Origin of the sequence: Streptomyces reniochalinae (assembly GCF_003323735.1) — a bacterium.
Taxonomy (GTDB): Bacteria; Actinomycetota; Actinomycetes; order Streptomycetales; family Streptomycetaceae; genus Streptomyces; species Streptomyces reniochalinae.
Genome location: NZ_QOIM01000042.1, coordinates 301,607 through 316,067 on the forward strand (window position 1 = coordinate 301,607; position 14,461 = coordinate 316,067).

Below are 14,461 nucleotides of genomic sequence, written 5' to 3' on the forward strand. Positions count from 1 at the left end.
GCGTCCGCGTCTCACCCTCCGTGAGCGAGGCTTCGCGTCGCCGTGATCGCTGTGGTCTCCGTGATTTCCGTGAGCGAGCCCCCGCGGCCACCCGGCCGCGGGGGCGAAGGACCGAGGCCGCCGGGCGGCCGTGAGACCCTGGAATACGACATGCTTCCGACTCGAAAGCCTTGCCTGTGACCGCCACCGACCGTTCCCTCGAGCTCATCGAAACCGCCGCACAGGCGGCCGCCGACAAGCTCGCGCACGACATCGTCGCCTACGACGTCAGTGACGTGCTCGCCATCACCGATGCCTTCCTCCTCGCCTCGGCCCCCAACGACCGGCAGGTCAAGGGCATCGTCGACGAGATCGAGGAGCGACTGCTCAAGGAGCTGGGCGCCAAGCCCGCCCGCCGCGAGGGCGAGCGGGACGGCCGCTGGGTGCTCCTGGACTACGTCGACATCGTCGTCCACGTGCAGCACAGCGAGGAGCGGGTCTTCTACGCCCTGGAGCGGCTGTGGAAGGACTGCCCCGAACTGAGACTCCCCGAGGACGCCGAGGCGACCCGCGGCAAGGGCGCCGAGCACGCGAACGCGGCAGGCGCCGAAGGGCGGGAATCCGCGGCGGACACCTCCGACGAGCTGGACGGAGAGCTGCGCTGAACGGCACCGCGGCGGTCCGCAACCGCAAGATCGTTCTGTGGCGGCACGGCCAGACGGCGTGGAACCTCGAACGCCGTTTCCAGGGCACGACCGACATCCCGCTGACCGACGCGGGGCTCGACCAGGCGCGGCGTGCCGCCCGGCTGCTGGCGGCGCTGCGCCCGGACGCGATCGTCTCCTCCGACCTGCGGCGCACCGTGACCACCGCGACCGAGCTGGCCGCCCTCACCGGGCTCGACGTCACCTACGACGAGGGCCTGCGGGAGACCTTCGCCGGGGACTGGCAGGGGCTCACGCACGAGGAGATCGTCGCCCGCTACGGCGAGCAGTACGCGGCCTGGAAGCGGGGCGAGCCGGTGCGGCGCGGCGGCGGCGAGCTGGAGACGGAGGTCGCCGACCGGGCGGCACCCGTCGTGGAGCGCAGCGCCGACAAACTCCCGGACGGCGGCACGCTCGTCGTCGTCAGCCACGGCGGCACCATCAGGACCACCATCGGGCGGCTCATCGGACTGCCCTCCTCGACCTGGGAGGCGCTGGGCGGCCTCTCCAACTGCAGCTGGTCCGTGCTGGGCGAGACGGTGCGCGGCTGGCGGCTCATGGAGCACAACGCGGGCAGCCTGCCCGAGCCCGTGCTCGGGGACGACGACTGAGCATGCGCCGGTGCCGGTGCCGGTGGGAACCGGCGCCGGAGTCGGGCCGGGTGGCCGAGACCGGCGCCCCTCAGGCCGATTTCTCATTCGGCCTGGCCACCCGCTAGGATTCTTCTCGTTCGCGGCACTCAGGTGCCGGAGCCCGGGGCTATAGCTCAGTTGGTAGAGCGCTTGCATGGCATGCAAGAGGTCAGGAGTTCGATTCTCCTTAGCTCCACGGAAGCGAGAGGCGAGGTGTGCCCACGCAGAGCGTGGGCTGCCTCGCTTCCTTTGTTTTTGCGCGGCTTCGCCGCGCGTTCGTGGGGGCTTCGCCACCCACACCCCCGGCTCGGGGGCTCGGAGGAGTCCGGTGCTCCCCTCGGGCTCTTCTGCTCCTTCGAGTTGTCCTCTCTTCGAGCGGTGTTCCCTCTCGTCCGTGTGCTCTTCCGCGGTCCAGGTCCGGGTGCCTTCTGTGGAAAGGCGGCGCAGGAGGCGGGGCCCCGCAGCGGATCGCTGACCGGGCCTTAAGACAGGGCGGCCGAACGTGGCAGAATCGTGACGGCTGGAGGGGGGAAGGCCCAGGGAGGGACGAGTGCGATGCCGGCGACGGTCCTCGGCGAGGACGCCACCGAGCCCGCATCCGTATGGTCCCCGCCCCACCAGGAGCGCCCACGGGGCGTCCCGGACAACCTGCAGTGCCCGTCCTGTGGTTCGGCGAACGTCGCCCAAGTGCTCGGCGACAATGGAGGAGTGTCCTACGTGTGCACGGCTTGCGGCCACATCTGGAGCTGACTGAGCGATGGGCGCCCACAGCAGGAAGTGCGACTGGTGCGGCAGTGGCACCCCGATCGTGCGCGACATGGAGCCGGCCAACAGCGCGTACCAGTACTGGTGCGAGGACTGCGCGCGAGCGCTGATCATAAAGGGTGACCCGATCGAGACCTACCGCGAACTCGACGGTGAGCCGATCTACGGACGTCTGCTGGACGCCCACTGCACCCTGAAGCGGTTCTACTCCTTCGCGACGGCCTGACGCCGCGCCGCCGTCCTGCCGTCCCGGCGCCTTCCGTCGCCCTGCCCTCCTGACGTCTGCCGCCGTCCCGCGCCGCGCCCGCGAAGGGCCCGCAGTGCCACGACCGCCGTCAGCACGAGAAACGCCGTCCCGGCGAGCGGGTAGCAGGCGGACAGCAGCATCTGTGCGCCGTTTTGGCCCAGTTCGGGAGCGCGGGCGGCGTCCGCGTCGCGGGGCACCCACCAGAGCGCGTACGTGCAGAAGACCGCCACCGTCGCCGCGGCCGCGGCCGCCCAGCGGCGGCTCGCGCGGCGGTGCGCCTCCGCGCCGAGCAGCAGCGCCAGCGGAACGCACCACACCCAGTGGTGGGACCAGGAGATCGGGCTGATCAGCAGCGCCGTCACCGCGCAGGCGACAGCCCCCCACGCGGCGGCGTGCGGCAGCCGCCGCTGCCCGGCCAGCGTGGCCGCCGTCGCGGCCCCCAGCCCCAGCACGGCCGCTGTCACCGCCGCCGCGACCCACAGCGCGCCCGGTTCTCCGGTGTGCAGCAGACGGGCTGCGACGCCGCTCAGCGACTGGTTGTCGGTGATCTCGGAGCGCCCCACGCGTCCCGACTGGAAGAGGGCCTCTCCCCAAAAGTGCCGCGAGTCGCGCGGCAGCAGCACGGCGGACAGCAGCACGGTGGCCGAAAAGGTCGCGGTGGCCACGGCAGCCTGACGCGTCCACGGGTTCCACAGCGCGGCCGCGCTGCCCGAACGGCGCATTCTGCTCACGCCGTGGACGAGGCCGCACAGGGCGAGGAAAACCGCGAACAGCGCGGGGGTGAGTTTGATGCCCGCCGCGACGCCGATCCCCACCCCCGCCCAGCGGTGCCCCTCGCGCCGCGTCAGATCCCACAGCACCAGCACGGCCAGCAGCAGGTTGATCTGCCCGTAGCGCAGCGTCGTCCACACCGGTTCGCACCACACAGCTACCGCGGCGATCACCAGCGTCGCGGCGGTACGGGGGATGTGCAGCGGGCGATCCAGCAGCCGCAGCGTCAGATGGACGAGGGCCACCAGCAGGCCGAGGTTGACGAAGGTCGCCACGCTCCGCATGTCCGCCACGTCCAGCAGCGTCAGCGGCATGAACAGCAGGGCGGCGAAGGGCGGATAGGTGGTCGGCAGGTCGGCGTAGGTGGCCCGCATCGTGTACAGGTCGTAGCCGCCCCGGACGGCCCACCCCTCGGCCCGGTAGACCATCAGGTCGATCATCGAGACGTCCGCCGTGCGCTGTGCCGCCCAGAAGGCGGCGAAGGAGACCATGCACAGGGCCGCCGCCAGCGTGACCGGGCGGCGAAGCAGGTACGCCCTGAGCGTCGGTGTCCATTTGCTCTCGACGGCCTGTTGCAACGTGCTCACGGGGCGACAGTACCGGCTGGTCAGTGGCGGGAACGGGCGGCCCGTGCCCCCCCCCGTCCCCGGTGCGAGGGGAAACCGATTTGGCGAAACGCCGCCCACGCCGTGTAAGCTGGCGGAGCCGCCGAGGGGAAGACCCCGGCGGACCACCCCACGGGGCTATAGCTCAGTTGGTAGAGCGCTTGCATGGCATGCAAGAGGTCAGGAGTTCGATTCTCCTTAGCTCCACGGAAGCGAGAGGCGAGGTGTGCCCACACAGAGCGTGGGCCTCCTCGCTTCCTTTGGTTTTGCGCGGCTTCGCCGCGCGTTTGTGGGGCTTCGCCACCCACACCCCCCCCTGGGGGGTGCCGGATCCCTGGGGAATGCCGGCTCCATGGGGTGCCGGCCGATTGAGGGTGGCCCCTTTTGGTGCCCTCTGACGTGTTGGGGTGTGAGGTCGGGCGGGGTGCTCTTTCCTGTCCGGAAGGGCGATCTCTTCTTGTTCGGGGGGAGTGGTCTCTTCTCGCACGGGTCTCCCGGGCTCCAGGGTGGGCTCCTTTCCTCGTGCGGTACCCTGAGCGCTATGCGTGCCGTACGCCTTCTGCTTAGCGAGCCGCGCTGAACCACTGCCGGTCCCTCCTCCGCGGACCGGAATCGGCGCGGCTCCCCCTCCTGTGCGAGGGGTTTTTTCGTTTCAGGAGCGCTGGGCAGAGACGACCGATGGAGCTTTGAGGACGATGAGCGAGACCACCACCGCCGCCGAGACCGCGGCCCCGTATCGCTACACGGCGGCGCTGGCCGCCGACATCGAGGCACGCTGGCAGGACTTCTGGGAGAAGGAGGGCACCTACGAGGCGCCCAACCCCGGCGAGGGCCCGCTGGGAGGGGAGCCCGCGAAGGCGGCCAGGCCCAAGAAGTTCATCATGGACATGTTCCCGTACCCCTCGGGGGCGGGCCTGCACGTCGGGCACCCGCTGGGCTACATCGCCACCGACGTCTACGCCCGCTACCACCGCATGACCGGGCACAACGTGCTGCACACCCTGGGCTTCGACGCCTTCGGGCTGCCCGCCGAGCAGTACGCGGTGCAGACGGGCACCCACCCGCGGACCTCCACCGAAGCCAACATGGTCCAGATGAAGGCGCAGCTGCGCCGCCTGGGCCTGGGACACGACCAGCGCAGGTCGTTCGCGACGATCGACCCCGAGTACTACCGCTGGACCCAGTGGATCTTCCTGCAGATCTTCAACTCCTGGTACGACGCCGAGGCCCGCACGGCGCGCCCCATCGAGGAACTGGTCGAGCAGTTCGCCTCCGGCGCCCGCCCGACCCCCGAGGGCTGGGGCGCGTGGAGCGAGCTGAGCGAGCGCGGACGGGCCGACCTGCTGGGCGAGTACCGGCTGGCCTACGCCTCTGACGCGCCGGTCAACTGGAGCCCGGGCCTGGGCACCGTGCTGGCCAACGAGGAGGTGACAGCGGACGGGCGCTCCGAGCGGGGGAACTTCCCCGTCTTCAAGGCGAAGCTGCGCCAGTGGAACATGCGGATCACCGCCTACGCGGACCGGCTGCTGGACGACCTGGACGACCTGGACTGGCCCGAGGCCATCAAGCTGCAACAGCGCAACTGGATCGGCCGCAGCGAGGGCGCCCGTATCGCCTTCCCCCTGCAGGACACGACGATCGACGTCTTCACCACCCGCCAGGACACCCTCTTCGGCGCCACCTACATGGTGCTGGCACCCGAACACCCGCTGGTCGCCTCCGTGGTCCCGGACGTGTGGCCCGAGGGCACGCACGAGGTGTGGACCGGCGGCTACGCGACACCCGCCGAGGCCGTCGCCGCCTACCGCGCGCAGGCGGAGGCCAAGTCGGACGTGGAGCGCCAGGCGGAGGCCAAGGACAAGACCGGCGTCTTCACCGGCGTCTACGCCACCAACCCGGTCAGCCAGGAGCGGGTGCCGGTCTTCATCGCCGACTACGTGCTGATGGGCTACGGCACCGGCGCGATCATGGCGGTGCCCGCGCACGACCAGCGCGACTTCGAGTTCGCGCGCGCCTTCGAACTGCCGATGCGCTGCGTCGTGGAGCCGAACGACGGCCGCGGCCTGGACCCGTCGGCGTGGGCGGACGCCTTCAGCTCGTACGACGCGGCCCTCGTCAACTCCGCCGGCGACGGCATCAGCCTGGACGGCCTGGGTGTGGCCGAGGCCAAGGAGCGGACGCGGCGCTGGCTGGAGGAGCACGGGCTGGGCGAGGGCACGGTCAACTACCGGCTGCGTGACTGGCTGTTCAGCCGGCAGCGCTACTGGGGCGAGCCGTTCCCCATCGTCTACGACGAGGACGGCATCGCCCACCCGCTGCCCGAGTCGATGCTGCCGCTCCAGCTGCCCGAGGTCGAGGACTACTCCCCGCGCACCTTCGACCCCGACGACGCCGACACCTCTCCCGAGACGCCGCTGTCGCGGAACGAGGAGTGGGTCCACGTCACGCTGGACCTGGGCGACGGCAAGGGCCCGCGGCGCTTCCGCCGCGAGACCAACACCATGCCCAACTGGGCGGGCTCGTGCTGGTACGAGCTGCGCTACTTGGACCCGCACAACGACGACAAGCTGGTCGACCCCGACGTCGAGCGCTACTGGATGGGCCCGCGCGAGGGGCAGCCGACCGGCGGTGTGGACCTGTACGTGGGCGGCGCCGAGCACGCGGTGCTGCACCTGCTGTACGCGCGCTTCTGGTCCAAGGTGCTGCACGACCTGGGGCACATCTCCTCCGCCGAGCCGTTCCACAAGCTGTACAACCAGGGCATGATCCAGGCGTACGTCTACCGGGACGCGCGCGGGATCGCCGTCCCGGCCGCCGAGGTGGAGGAGCGCGACGGCGCGTACTACTACCAGGGCGAGAAGGTCAGCCGCCTGCTCGGCAAGATGGGCAAGTCCCTGAAGAACGCGGTCACCCCGGACGAGATCTGCGCGGAGTACGGCGCCGACACGCTGCGGCTGTACGAGATGGCCATGGGGCCGCTGGACGTCTCACGGCCCTGGGACACCCGTGCCGTCGTCGGCCAGTTCCGGCTGCTGCAACGCCTGTGGCGCAACGCGGTGGACGAGACGACCGGTGAGACCACCGTCGTCGACACGGAGCCGGACGAGGCGACCCTGCGCGCCGTGCACAAGGCGATCGACAGCGTCACCCAGGACATGGCCGGACTGCGCTTCAACACCGCCATCGCGAAGATCACGGAGCTGAACAACCACGTCACCAAGCTGGGCGAGGTTCCGCGTTCCGTCGCGGAGACGATGGTGCGGCTGATCGCCCCGCTGGCTCCCCACGTCGCGGAGGAGCTGTGGCGCAGGCTGGGCCACGAGGAGAGCGTCGTCTACCAGGACTTCCCCGTCGCCGACCCCGCGTACCTGGTGGACGAGACGGTGACCTGCGTCGTCCAGATCAAGGGCAAGGTCAAGGCCCGCCTGGAGGTCTCGCCCTCCGTCTCCGAGGCGGACCTGGAGGCGGCGGCCCTGGCCGAGCCCGTGGTCGTCAGGGCGCTGGGCGGCGCCGGGGTGCGCAAGGTGATCGTCCGTGCGCCGAAGCTGGTCAACATCGTCCCGGCCTGAGCGTTCCGGTCGGCCTGAGCGTTCCGGCCGCCGGAGAGTTTCGGCCTGAGTCCGGACCTCCGTGTCCGGAAGTGGGTGTCCGGATCTGAGTGTCCGGTCGGACCCCTACGGGACTTCACGGGGACTGCTCCGGGTTCTTCGGAACCCGCGGCAGTCCCCGTCCGTTTACGCTGAACAAAGACGGCGGGACGGACCGACGACGGAGGAGCGACCTGTGGACGTGGCAGTCGTCATCGGGCTGGTGCTCATGCTGGCCGTCCTCGCCCTGGGCACGGTCGTGACCGTGCGGGGCGTACGAGCCGTCAAGAGGGGCGTGGAGCGCACGGGCGTGCAGGTGCGCCGCACGGTCGAGGAGACGACGCTCAAGGCCCGCTCCGCGCAGCCGGGGCCGATCGGCGAAGCCGCCCGCATCCGCCTGGAGTTGCGCAACTCCATCGACGGAACGCGCGCCGCGCTGGAGTCCGGCGCCCGTGACGACCCCGGGCTCAGCGACGCGGTCCACCTGCTGGACCGCCTGCACGAGCACGCCCGCCAGCTCGACGGCGAGCTGCGGCTCCTGATGGAGCACGAACCGGACAGGACGCGGTTCAGCGGGAGGCTCCAGGACGCGCGCGAGCGGATGCGCCGCATCAAGGAGTCCGCCGACTCACTGCGCTTCGCGGCCCAGGACCGGGCACGCCAGTTCGACGCCGAGGGGCTTGACGCGCTGCGGAACCAGATCGACATCGAGTCCGGCGCCCTGCGCCACTGGACCCCGGGGCCGGCCGGTGACATCAGCACCACCGCTTCGCCCGCAGACTCAGCCGCGCAGCGGCCCACCGGCGGAAGGAAGCGCGAGACGCCCCCGTCCACGCCCCGGCGGGGCACCGGAGGAACCGAGGGACAGCCCGAGCTCGGCCCCTCAGGGCAGGGCCTCGACCCGTCGTGGACCGACCCGACGGCCGACCGTGGGCGCGCGCCGCACACGTTCGGGAAACGACCCCCGCGCAGCGCCTCCTGAGCCCGCCCCCTCGCCCGCCCGATACGCTCCGTTCCATGCACGGCCGCCTCGCGATCATCACGGACTCCACCGCCTACCTGCCGCCCCGGGCCCTGCGACGGCATGCGATCGCGGCCGTGCCGCTCACCGTCGTGCTCGGTGACGAGGCGCTCGAAGAGGGCACGGAGATCTCGGCCCGCGCGCTGGAGGCCGCGCTGCGCGAACGGCGCCCCGTGACCACGTCCCGGCCCAGCCCCGACACCTTCGCCCGCGCCTACCGCGCCGCCGCGCGGGCCGGGGCCGAGGGCGTCGTTTCGCTGCACCTGTCCTCCGAGTTCTCCGGCACGTACGACGCCGCCGTGCTGGCAGCCAAGGAAGCGACCGTCCCGGTGCGGGTCGTGGACACCGGCGTCGTGGCGATGGCTCTGGGTTTCTGCGCCCTGGCGGCCGCCGAGACCGCCGAGGCGGGCGGCACGCTGGACGACGCGGTGGCCGCCGCCCGCAAGTGTGCGGAGGCCACCTGCGCGGTCTTCTGTGTCGACACGCTCGACTACCTGCGCAGAGGCGGCCGGATCGGCGCGGCACAGGCCCTGCTGGGCTCGGCACTCGCCGTCAAGCCGCTGCTGGAGGTGGAGGACGGGCGCATCGGAATGCTGGAGAAGGTGCGTACCGCGTCGAAGGCCGTCGCCCGCCTCGAAGAGATCATCGTGGACCGCGCGGGGGACGCCCGGGTGGACATCGCCGTCCACCACCTGGCCGCGGCCGAACGCGCGGCCAAGCTCGCGGAGCGCTTTCGCGAGCGGGTGCCCGGCCTGCGGGAACTGCACGTCAGCGAGGTGGGCGCGGTCATCGGCGCCCACACGGGGCCGGGGCTGCTGGGGGCCGTGCTGTCCGTCAGGTGAGGCTCCGCGAGCCGGAGGCCCGTTTCTGAATGCTGCCTCCTTGGCGTGAAGCTGCCCTCGCCTTTCCCCCCTGTCCCCCGGGCGGGTGAGCGAGTTATCCACAACCCGCGGGTTGTCCACGGGAATCGAGCAAGATCATCATGTGGCGGCGGGGCTGCCTACCGTCCTGGGCATGAGCGAAGGAGTGGGAGAGCCCGAAGCGGAGCGCGGGGTGCGGGGGCGGCCGCCGGCGTGGGTCGCGGACGCGGTCTCGGCGCGTGCGACAGCACAGGGAGCACCGAGTGGACGAAGCCCGGCGCCGCGCCGGGTCGAGGGTGACGACGACGCGGGGACGGCAGGTCCGCCGGGAGACCGCGGAGGGACAGTGGCGAGCCCGGCCGGTGACCAGGGCGGGGTGGCGGGGAGTCCAGGTGGTGACCAGGGCGGGTGGGAGGGCCCGCGAGGTGAGAAGGACGGCGTAGCCGTCGCGGACGGTCGGCCCGCCGTGAGCGGGGCCGGCGTGCGCAGCCGTCGTCCGGCCCGGCGCCGACCACCCCGGGGGCCGCGGGGCAACCCCGGCACGGGTCCGGGCCGGCGGGACGGACACCGCCTCGTACGTCGCTCGCGGCGCACGGCGCCCGATCCGGGAGGGACAGCGACCCGCGCCAGGTCACTGCTCACCGAGGCCCCGCCCCATGGTGAGACGGCTCCGCTCCCGGATGAGACGGCTCCGCTTCCGGATGAGACGGCTCCGCCTCCGGGCAGCGCGACGGCCCCGCTTCCGGGCACGACGGCCGCCTTCCACGAGGGGGCGCCGCCTCTTGTTGAACCATTCGCCGAGCCTCTCGCCGAGCCTCTCGCCGAGCCTCTCGCCGAGCCTCTCGCCGAGCCTCTCGCCGAGCCTCTCGCCGAGCCGCTCGGCGAGGGGGAGGCGCTGCCCGAGCCCCGCGCCAGGACCCGTCCTCTCGTCGAGCGGCCCGCGCCCGAGCACGAGACGTGGGCCATGCCCCGCGCGGAGGCCATCGCGGCGGCCCGTGAGGCCGTCCACCGGAGCCGCGAGCGACTCCACCCCGGGCCGGACCGGAGGGGTGAGTGGCCGGGGGACGAGTGGAGCGGCGGCGCGGCCCGGCCGCCGGGCCCCGAGCCGCACCGTCGCGAGGGGCAGGTGCCTCCGAGGAGCAGGCGGTACGCAGGGGGAGCCGAACCTCTCCCGCCTGCCGCACGGCGGCACGAAGAGGAGCACGGGGAGGACGAGGGTCCCGGGCCGGGCGACGGCTTTGAGCCGGGGCGGGTGGGGGGCGGGTTCTTCACCGAGCAGGACGGAGAACGCGGGGCGGCGCGGGCGAGGCTGCCCTGGCGGGAACGCTGGGGGCTCGCCTTGGAGGAGCGACTGCCGGCGTGGCTGCGGCTGCGCTGCGGAATCGAGCCGAAGACCCTGGTGGCGCTCGTGTTGGTGCTGCTGGTCGCGGTGGGGTTCGCGGTGCACCACTTCTGGACGGGCCGGCCCCAGGGCGTCGCCGTCCCGAGCGCGGAAGGCGCCCCGGAAGGAGGTCCCACAGCGCGCCCACCGGGCGGCGCCTCTCCGGTGCCGGGGTCCGGTGGCGTGGCGGCGGCCTCCACCAGCGCGTCGCCGGGCAAGCGGCTCGTGGTGGACGTCTCCGGAAAGGTGCGCGATCCCGGAGTCCACCGCTTGCCGGCGGGGTCGCGGGTGACCGACGCGCTGGAGGCGGCGGGCGGGCTCCGCAAGGGAGCCGACACCAGTGGGCTGAACCGGGCGCGGCTGCTGGTGGACGGGGAGCAGATCGTGGTGGGGAAGCCCGGCAAGGGCGGGGCCGCCGCGCCCCCCGGCGCCACCGCGGGCGGCGGCGCGTCCACCGGCGCGGCGAGCGGCGGACCCGCGGCGCCGGTCAGCCTGAGTGCGGCGACCCCCGAGCAGTTGGAAAACCTTCCGGGGGTCGGGCCCGTGCTCGCCCAGCACATCGTCGACTACCGCACGGAGCACGGTGGCTTCACAACGGTCGACCAGCTCAAGGAAGTGAACGGCATCGGCGAGAAGCGGTTCGCGGACATCGAGCCCAAGGTCACACCGTGAGCACGAGCCGCCGCCGACGGCGGGCGGCCGGGGGCCTGGCTCCTCCCGACGGCCGTCCGGGCGAAGCGGAAGCGGGGGGAACACCGCAGGAGCCACGGGACTTACGGCTGGTCGGGCCCGCACTGGCGGCCTGGGCGGCGGCTGCCGGAGCACTGGGCGTCTCCGGAACGCGGGCGGCGGTCGGTGTCGCGCTGAGCGGCCTGGCCGGACTCGCGCTGGTGGCCTTCGCGCTACGGGGCAGGAGCGTGAGGACTGCTCCCCCGGGCCGGGCCGCCACCCCGTCCGGCGCTGCGGGCAACGCGGCGCCCGGGACCGCAGCCCAGGTCGGCCACGGGGCGCGGAGGCGGACCGTGCTTCTCGGCGCGGCGGTCAGCCTCCTGTGCGCGGCAGCGGCCGGGGGCAGTGCCGCGCTGCACGCGGCCGACCTGCGCAGGGGACCGTTGCCCGAACTGGCCGAAAGACAGGCGGAGGTGACCGTCGAGCTCACCGTCACAAAAGACCCCCGGGTGACCCGGCCCCGGGTGCGGGGATCACAGCAGTCGCCCGGAGTCGTGGTGGTCCAGGCCCAGGCGGACGCCCTCGTGGCCGGGGACGGCTCCAGGACCCGACTGCGCACACCGGTACTGCTGCTGGTCAGGCTGGACGGGGAGGGAGGCGGAGCGGCGGGGGAGGGGAGGGGCAAGGACAGCGGTCATGACAGCGGCCCGGAGGTGAACGCTCCGCCGTCCCGTACCGCCTGGCTGCGACTGCTGCCCTCCACTCGCCTCCGGATCCGCGGCGACCTCGTGCGGCCCGACTCCGACAGGAGAGGAGGCAGGGACGTCGCGGCGGTGCTGCGGGCCGACTCCGGTCCCCCCGAGGTCATCGGACGACCGACAGCCGTGCAGCGGGCCGCGGGCCGGCTCCGCGCCGGGTTGCGGAGCGCCGTCACCGGTCTGGACGAGGACGCGCGGGGGCTGTTGCCGGGGCTGGTGGTCGGCGACACCTCCGGGCTGAGCCGGGAGCTGGAAGATGCCTTCCGCGCCACGGACATGACACATCTGCTCGCTGTGAGCGGGGCGAACCTGTCGATCCTGCTGGTCCTGCTCATCGGTCCGCCGGGTCTCGCCCACCGGGCGGAGCGGCGGGGGCTCGCTCCACGGCTCGGGCTTCCGCTGCGGACGACGGCGGTGGTCGCGGCCTTGCTGACGCTCGGCTTCGTCGTGGTGTGCAGACCGGAGCCGAGTGTGTTGCGGGCGGCGGCCTGCGGGCTGATCACGGTCTGGGCGATCGGCACGGGACGGCGGCGTTCGCTGTTGCCCGCCCTCGCAGCGGCGGTGCTGGTGCTGGTCTTCTACGACCCCTGGCTGGCGCGGGACTTCGGTTTCCTGCTCTCCGTGCTGGCCACCGCGTCCCTGCTGACGGTGGCGCCCTGCTGGTCCGCGGCCCTGCGCAGGCGCGGGTGGCCGGGCAGGCCGGCGGAAGCCCTGGCCGCCGCGGCCGCGGCGCAGGCCGGGTGCGCGCCGGTGGTCGCGGTGCTGGCGGCGCACGTGAGCCTGGTGGCGGTGCCGTGCAACCTGCTGGCGGAGTTCGCGGTCGCGCCGGCCACCGTGCTCGGTTTCGCCGCGCTGGTGGCCGCGCCGCTCGCGATGCCGGTGGCGAAGGGGCTGGCGTGGCTGGCGAGCTGGCCGGTGGAGGCCATCGCGGGCATCGCACGGACGGGTGCGGGGCTGCCCGGCGCGGAGATCGGCTGGCCGGGGTCCTGGCCGGGGGCGCTGGGGCTCGCGACGCTGCTGGCCGTGCTGTTCCTGGTGGCGGCCCGGCTGCGGCTGCCGTACCGGCCGTGGTGGTGTGCCGCGTGTGTGCTGGCGCTGCTGCTGGCGGTGGTGCGGCCGGTGCCGCTGGTCCGGCCGTTCACGGGGTGGCCGCCGACGGGGTGGCGGATGGTCGCGTGCGACGTGGGCCAGGGCGACGCGCTGGTGCTGGCCGTGGACGCGGGGCGGGGTGGGGCGGGCGGAGCCGTGGTGGTGGACGCGGGCCCCGATCCCGCAGCGGTCGACCGGTGTCTGACCCGGCTCGGTGTGACGTCGGTGCCGCTGGTCGTACTGACGCACTTCCACGCCGACCATGTGGCGGGCGTGACCGGGGTGTTGCGGGGCAGAAAGGTCGGAGCCGTCGAGACGACCGGGCTGGAGCGGCCCCCTGGCCAGGCGGAGTTCGTGCGCGAGGCGGCACGGCGGGCCGGGGTGCCGGTGCTCACCGCCCGCGCGGGCGAGCGGCGCCGTGTCGGAGACCTGCGGTGGGAGGTGGTCTGGCCCCAGCAGGCCGCGGGAGACGGTGTGCCGGGCGGAAGCGGCCTCAACGACGGGAGGAGCGGTGAGGCGGACGGAGAGAGCGGGGAGGGCGCCAACGACGCGAGTGTCACGCTGCTCGTGCGCACGGCCGGTCTCAGCCTGTTCCTGGCCGGCGATCTGGAGCCCGAAGCGCAGCGGGGCTTGCTGGCGCTCCGCCCTGATCTGCCGCGGGCGGACGTGCTGAAGGTGGCGCACCACGGTTCGCGCTTCCAGGACCCCGAACTGATGCGGCGGCTGCGACCGCGGGTGGCCCTCGTCTCGGCGGGGCGGGACAACCCCTACGGGCATCCGGCCCCCGAGACGCTGGATGCGCTGGCCGCCGCGGGGGCGCTGGTCGCGCGGACGGACCGCAACGGGGCGCTGGCACTGGTGCGGCGCCCCGACGGCACCCCTGCCGTGGTCACCCAGCGGGGCGACCCGGTCGGGGGCGGCCCGGTCGCGGCCGGAGGCGGCCCGGACCGTGCAGCGGCGTCGGGCTGCGCACCGGCACCGGACCGCGGGGCGGTGCTGGTCCGCGGGGCGGTGCTGGACCGCGGGGCGGCGCCGGACCAGGCGGTCGCGGCGGTGTCGGGCCGCGGAGTGGCAGCGGGGTACCGCGAGCGTGCCGGGCGGCTCAGTCGTTCTCCAGCCAGCCCTCGTGTTCCTCCGCGAGCGAGGCCAGGAGGGCGGTGTCGAAGGCGCCGTGCGGATCTTCGAGGACGACCAGCCACTGTGCGTCCTCGGCGTCGTCCTCCCCGGCGAGGGCGTCGCGGACCAGTTCGGGCTCCTCACAGAGACCGAGCCGCAGTTCGACCTGGACGGCCACCTCCTCGGCCGCGTCCCTGTCGGGCAGTACCAGTACATGCCGTACGTCGCTCACCGTCACCGGGGCATTCTCCCAGCGGAAGGCCCTGCCGGGTCGGCT

10 protein-coding genes, 2 tRNA genes and 1 pseudogene are annotated in these 14,461 nt (G+C 73.2%); 11 read left to right on the plus strand and 2 right to left on the minus strand.

Annotated features, from left to right (window positions below; translation table 11 throughout):
- The first annotated feature begins 176 nt into the window (after nucleotides 1-176).
- The 5 genes from rsfS to DQ392_RS26680 all read left to right on the plus strand — a co-directional run bounded on the left by rsfS (nucleotide 177) and on the right by DQ392_RS26680 (nucleotide 2,306).
- On the plus strand, nucleotides 177-644 hold the full coding sequence (rsfS, locus tag DQ392_RS26660; protein WP_114018641.1) for a ribosome silencing factor: 468 nt from the start codon (nucleotides 177-179) through the stop codon (nucleotides 642-644).
- Complete coding sequence (locus tag DQ392_RS26665; RefSeq protein ID WP_114018642.1) at nucleotides 641-1,294, plus strand: histidine phosphatase family protein; 654 nt, start codon at nucleotides 641-643, stop codon at nucleotides 1,292-1,294. The genes rsfS and DQ392_RS26665 overlap by 4 nt, the downstream gene beginning before the upstream one ends.
- A gap of 144 nt (nucleotides 1,295-1,438) precedes the next feature.
- Nucleotides 1,439-1,511: transfer RNA gene (locus DQ392_RS26670), tRNA-Ala, on the plus strand.
- A 359-nt stretch (nucleotides 1,512-1,870) separates the two neighbouring features.
- A complete protein-coding gene (locus tag DQ392_RS36295; protein WP_114018260.1) occupies nucleotides 1,871-2,065 on the plus strand; it encodes a hypothetical protein in 195 nt (64 codons plus the stop codon).
- Between the two features lie 7 nt (nucleotides 2,066-2,072).
- Nucleotides 2,073-2,306, plus strand: a complete 234-nt coding sequence (locus tag DQ392_RS26680) for a hypothetical protein (protein ID WP_114018261.1) — start codon at nucleotides 2,073-2,075, stop codon at nucleotides 2,304-2,306.
- Here DQ392_RS26680 and DQ392_RS26685 read toward each other — a convergent pair.
- Nucleotides 2,285-3,589 (minus strand): glycosyltransferase 87 family protein, encoded by a 1,305-nt coding sequence (locus DQ392_RS26685; protein WP_114018643.1) that lies wholly within the window; start codon nucleotides 3,587-3,589, stop codon nucleotides 2,285-2,287. The two genes, DQ392_RS26680 and DQ392_RS26685, sit on opposite strands and share 22 nt — an antisense overlap.
- A gap of 248 nt (nucleotides 3,590-3,837) precedes the next feature.
- Between DQ392_RS26685 and DQ392_RS26690 the strand changes: the two genes are divergently transcribed.
- The 6 genes and pseudogenes from DQ392_RS26690 to DQ392_RS26720 all read left to right on the plus strand — a co-directional run.
- Nucleotides 3,838-3,910 (plus strand) — tRNA-Ala (locus DQ392_RS26690).
- Nucleotides 3,911-4,398: 488 nt separating this feature from the next.
- A complete protein-coding gene (leuS, locus tag DQ392_RS26695) occupies nucleotides 4,399-7,272 on the plus strand; it encodes a leucine--tRNA ligase (RefSeq protein WP_114018262.1) in 2,874 nt (957 codons plus the stop codon).
- A gap of 214 nt (nucleotides 7,273-7,486) precedes the next feature.
- Entirely contained in the window at nucleotides 7,487-8,272 is a 786-nt protein-coding gene (locus DQ392_RS26700; protein WP_245982012.1) for a hypothetical protein, read from the plus strand.
- 35 nt (nucleotides 8,273-8,307) lie between these two features.
- On the plus strand, nucleotides 8,308-9,153 hold the full coding sequence (locus tag DQ392_RS26705) for a DegV family protein (RefSeq protein WP_114018263.1): 846 nt from the start codon (nucleotides 8,308-8,310) through the stop codon (nucleotides 9,151-9,153).
- A gap of 1,270 nt (nucleotides 9,154-10,423) precedes the next feature.
- On the plus strand, nucleotides 10,424-11,224 hold the full coding sequence (locus DQ392_RS26715; protein WP_342774977.1) for a ComEA family DNA-binding protein: 801 nt from the start codon (nucleotides 10,424-10,426) through the stop codon (nucleotides 11,222-11,224).
- A 218-nt stretch (nucleotides 11,225-11,442) separates the two neighbouring features.
- A pseudogene (locus tag DQ392_RS26720) lies at nucleotides 11,443-13,962 on the plus strand (ComEC/Rec2 family competence protein); the annotation flags it as partial.
- 208 nt (nucleotides 13,963-14,170) lie between these two features.
- Here the strand turns inward: DQ392_RS26720 and DQ392_RS35460 are convergent.
- Nucleotides 14,171-14,416: a hypothetical protein gene (locus DQ392_RS35460; protein WP_245982085.1), complete on the minus strand. Its 246-nt coding sequence runs from the start codon at nucleotides 14,414-14,416 to the stop codon at nucleotides 14,171-14,173.
- Nucleotides 14,417-14,461 lie beyond the last annotated feature (45 nt).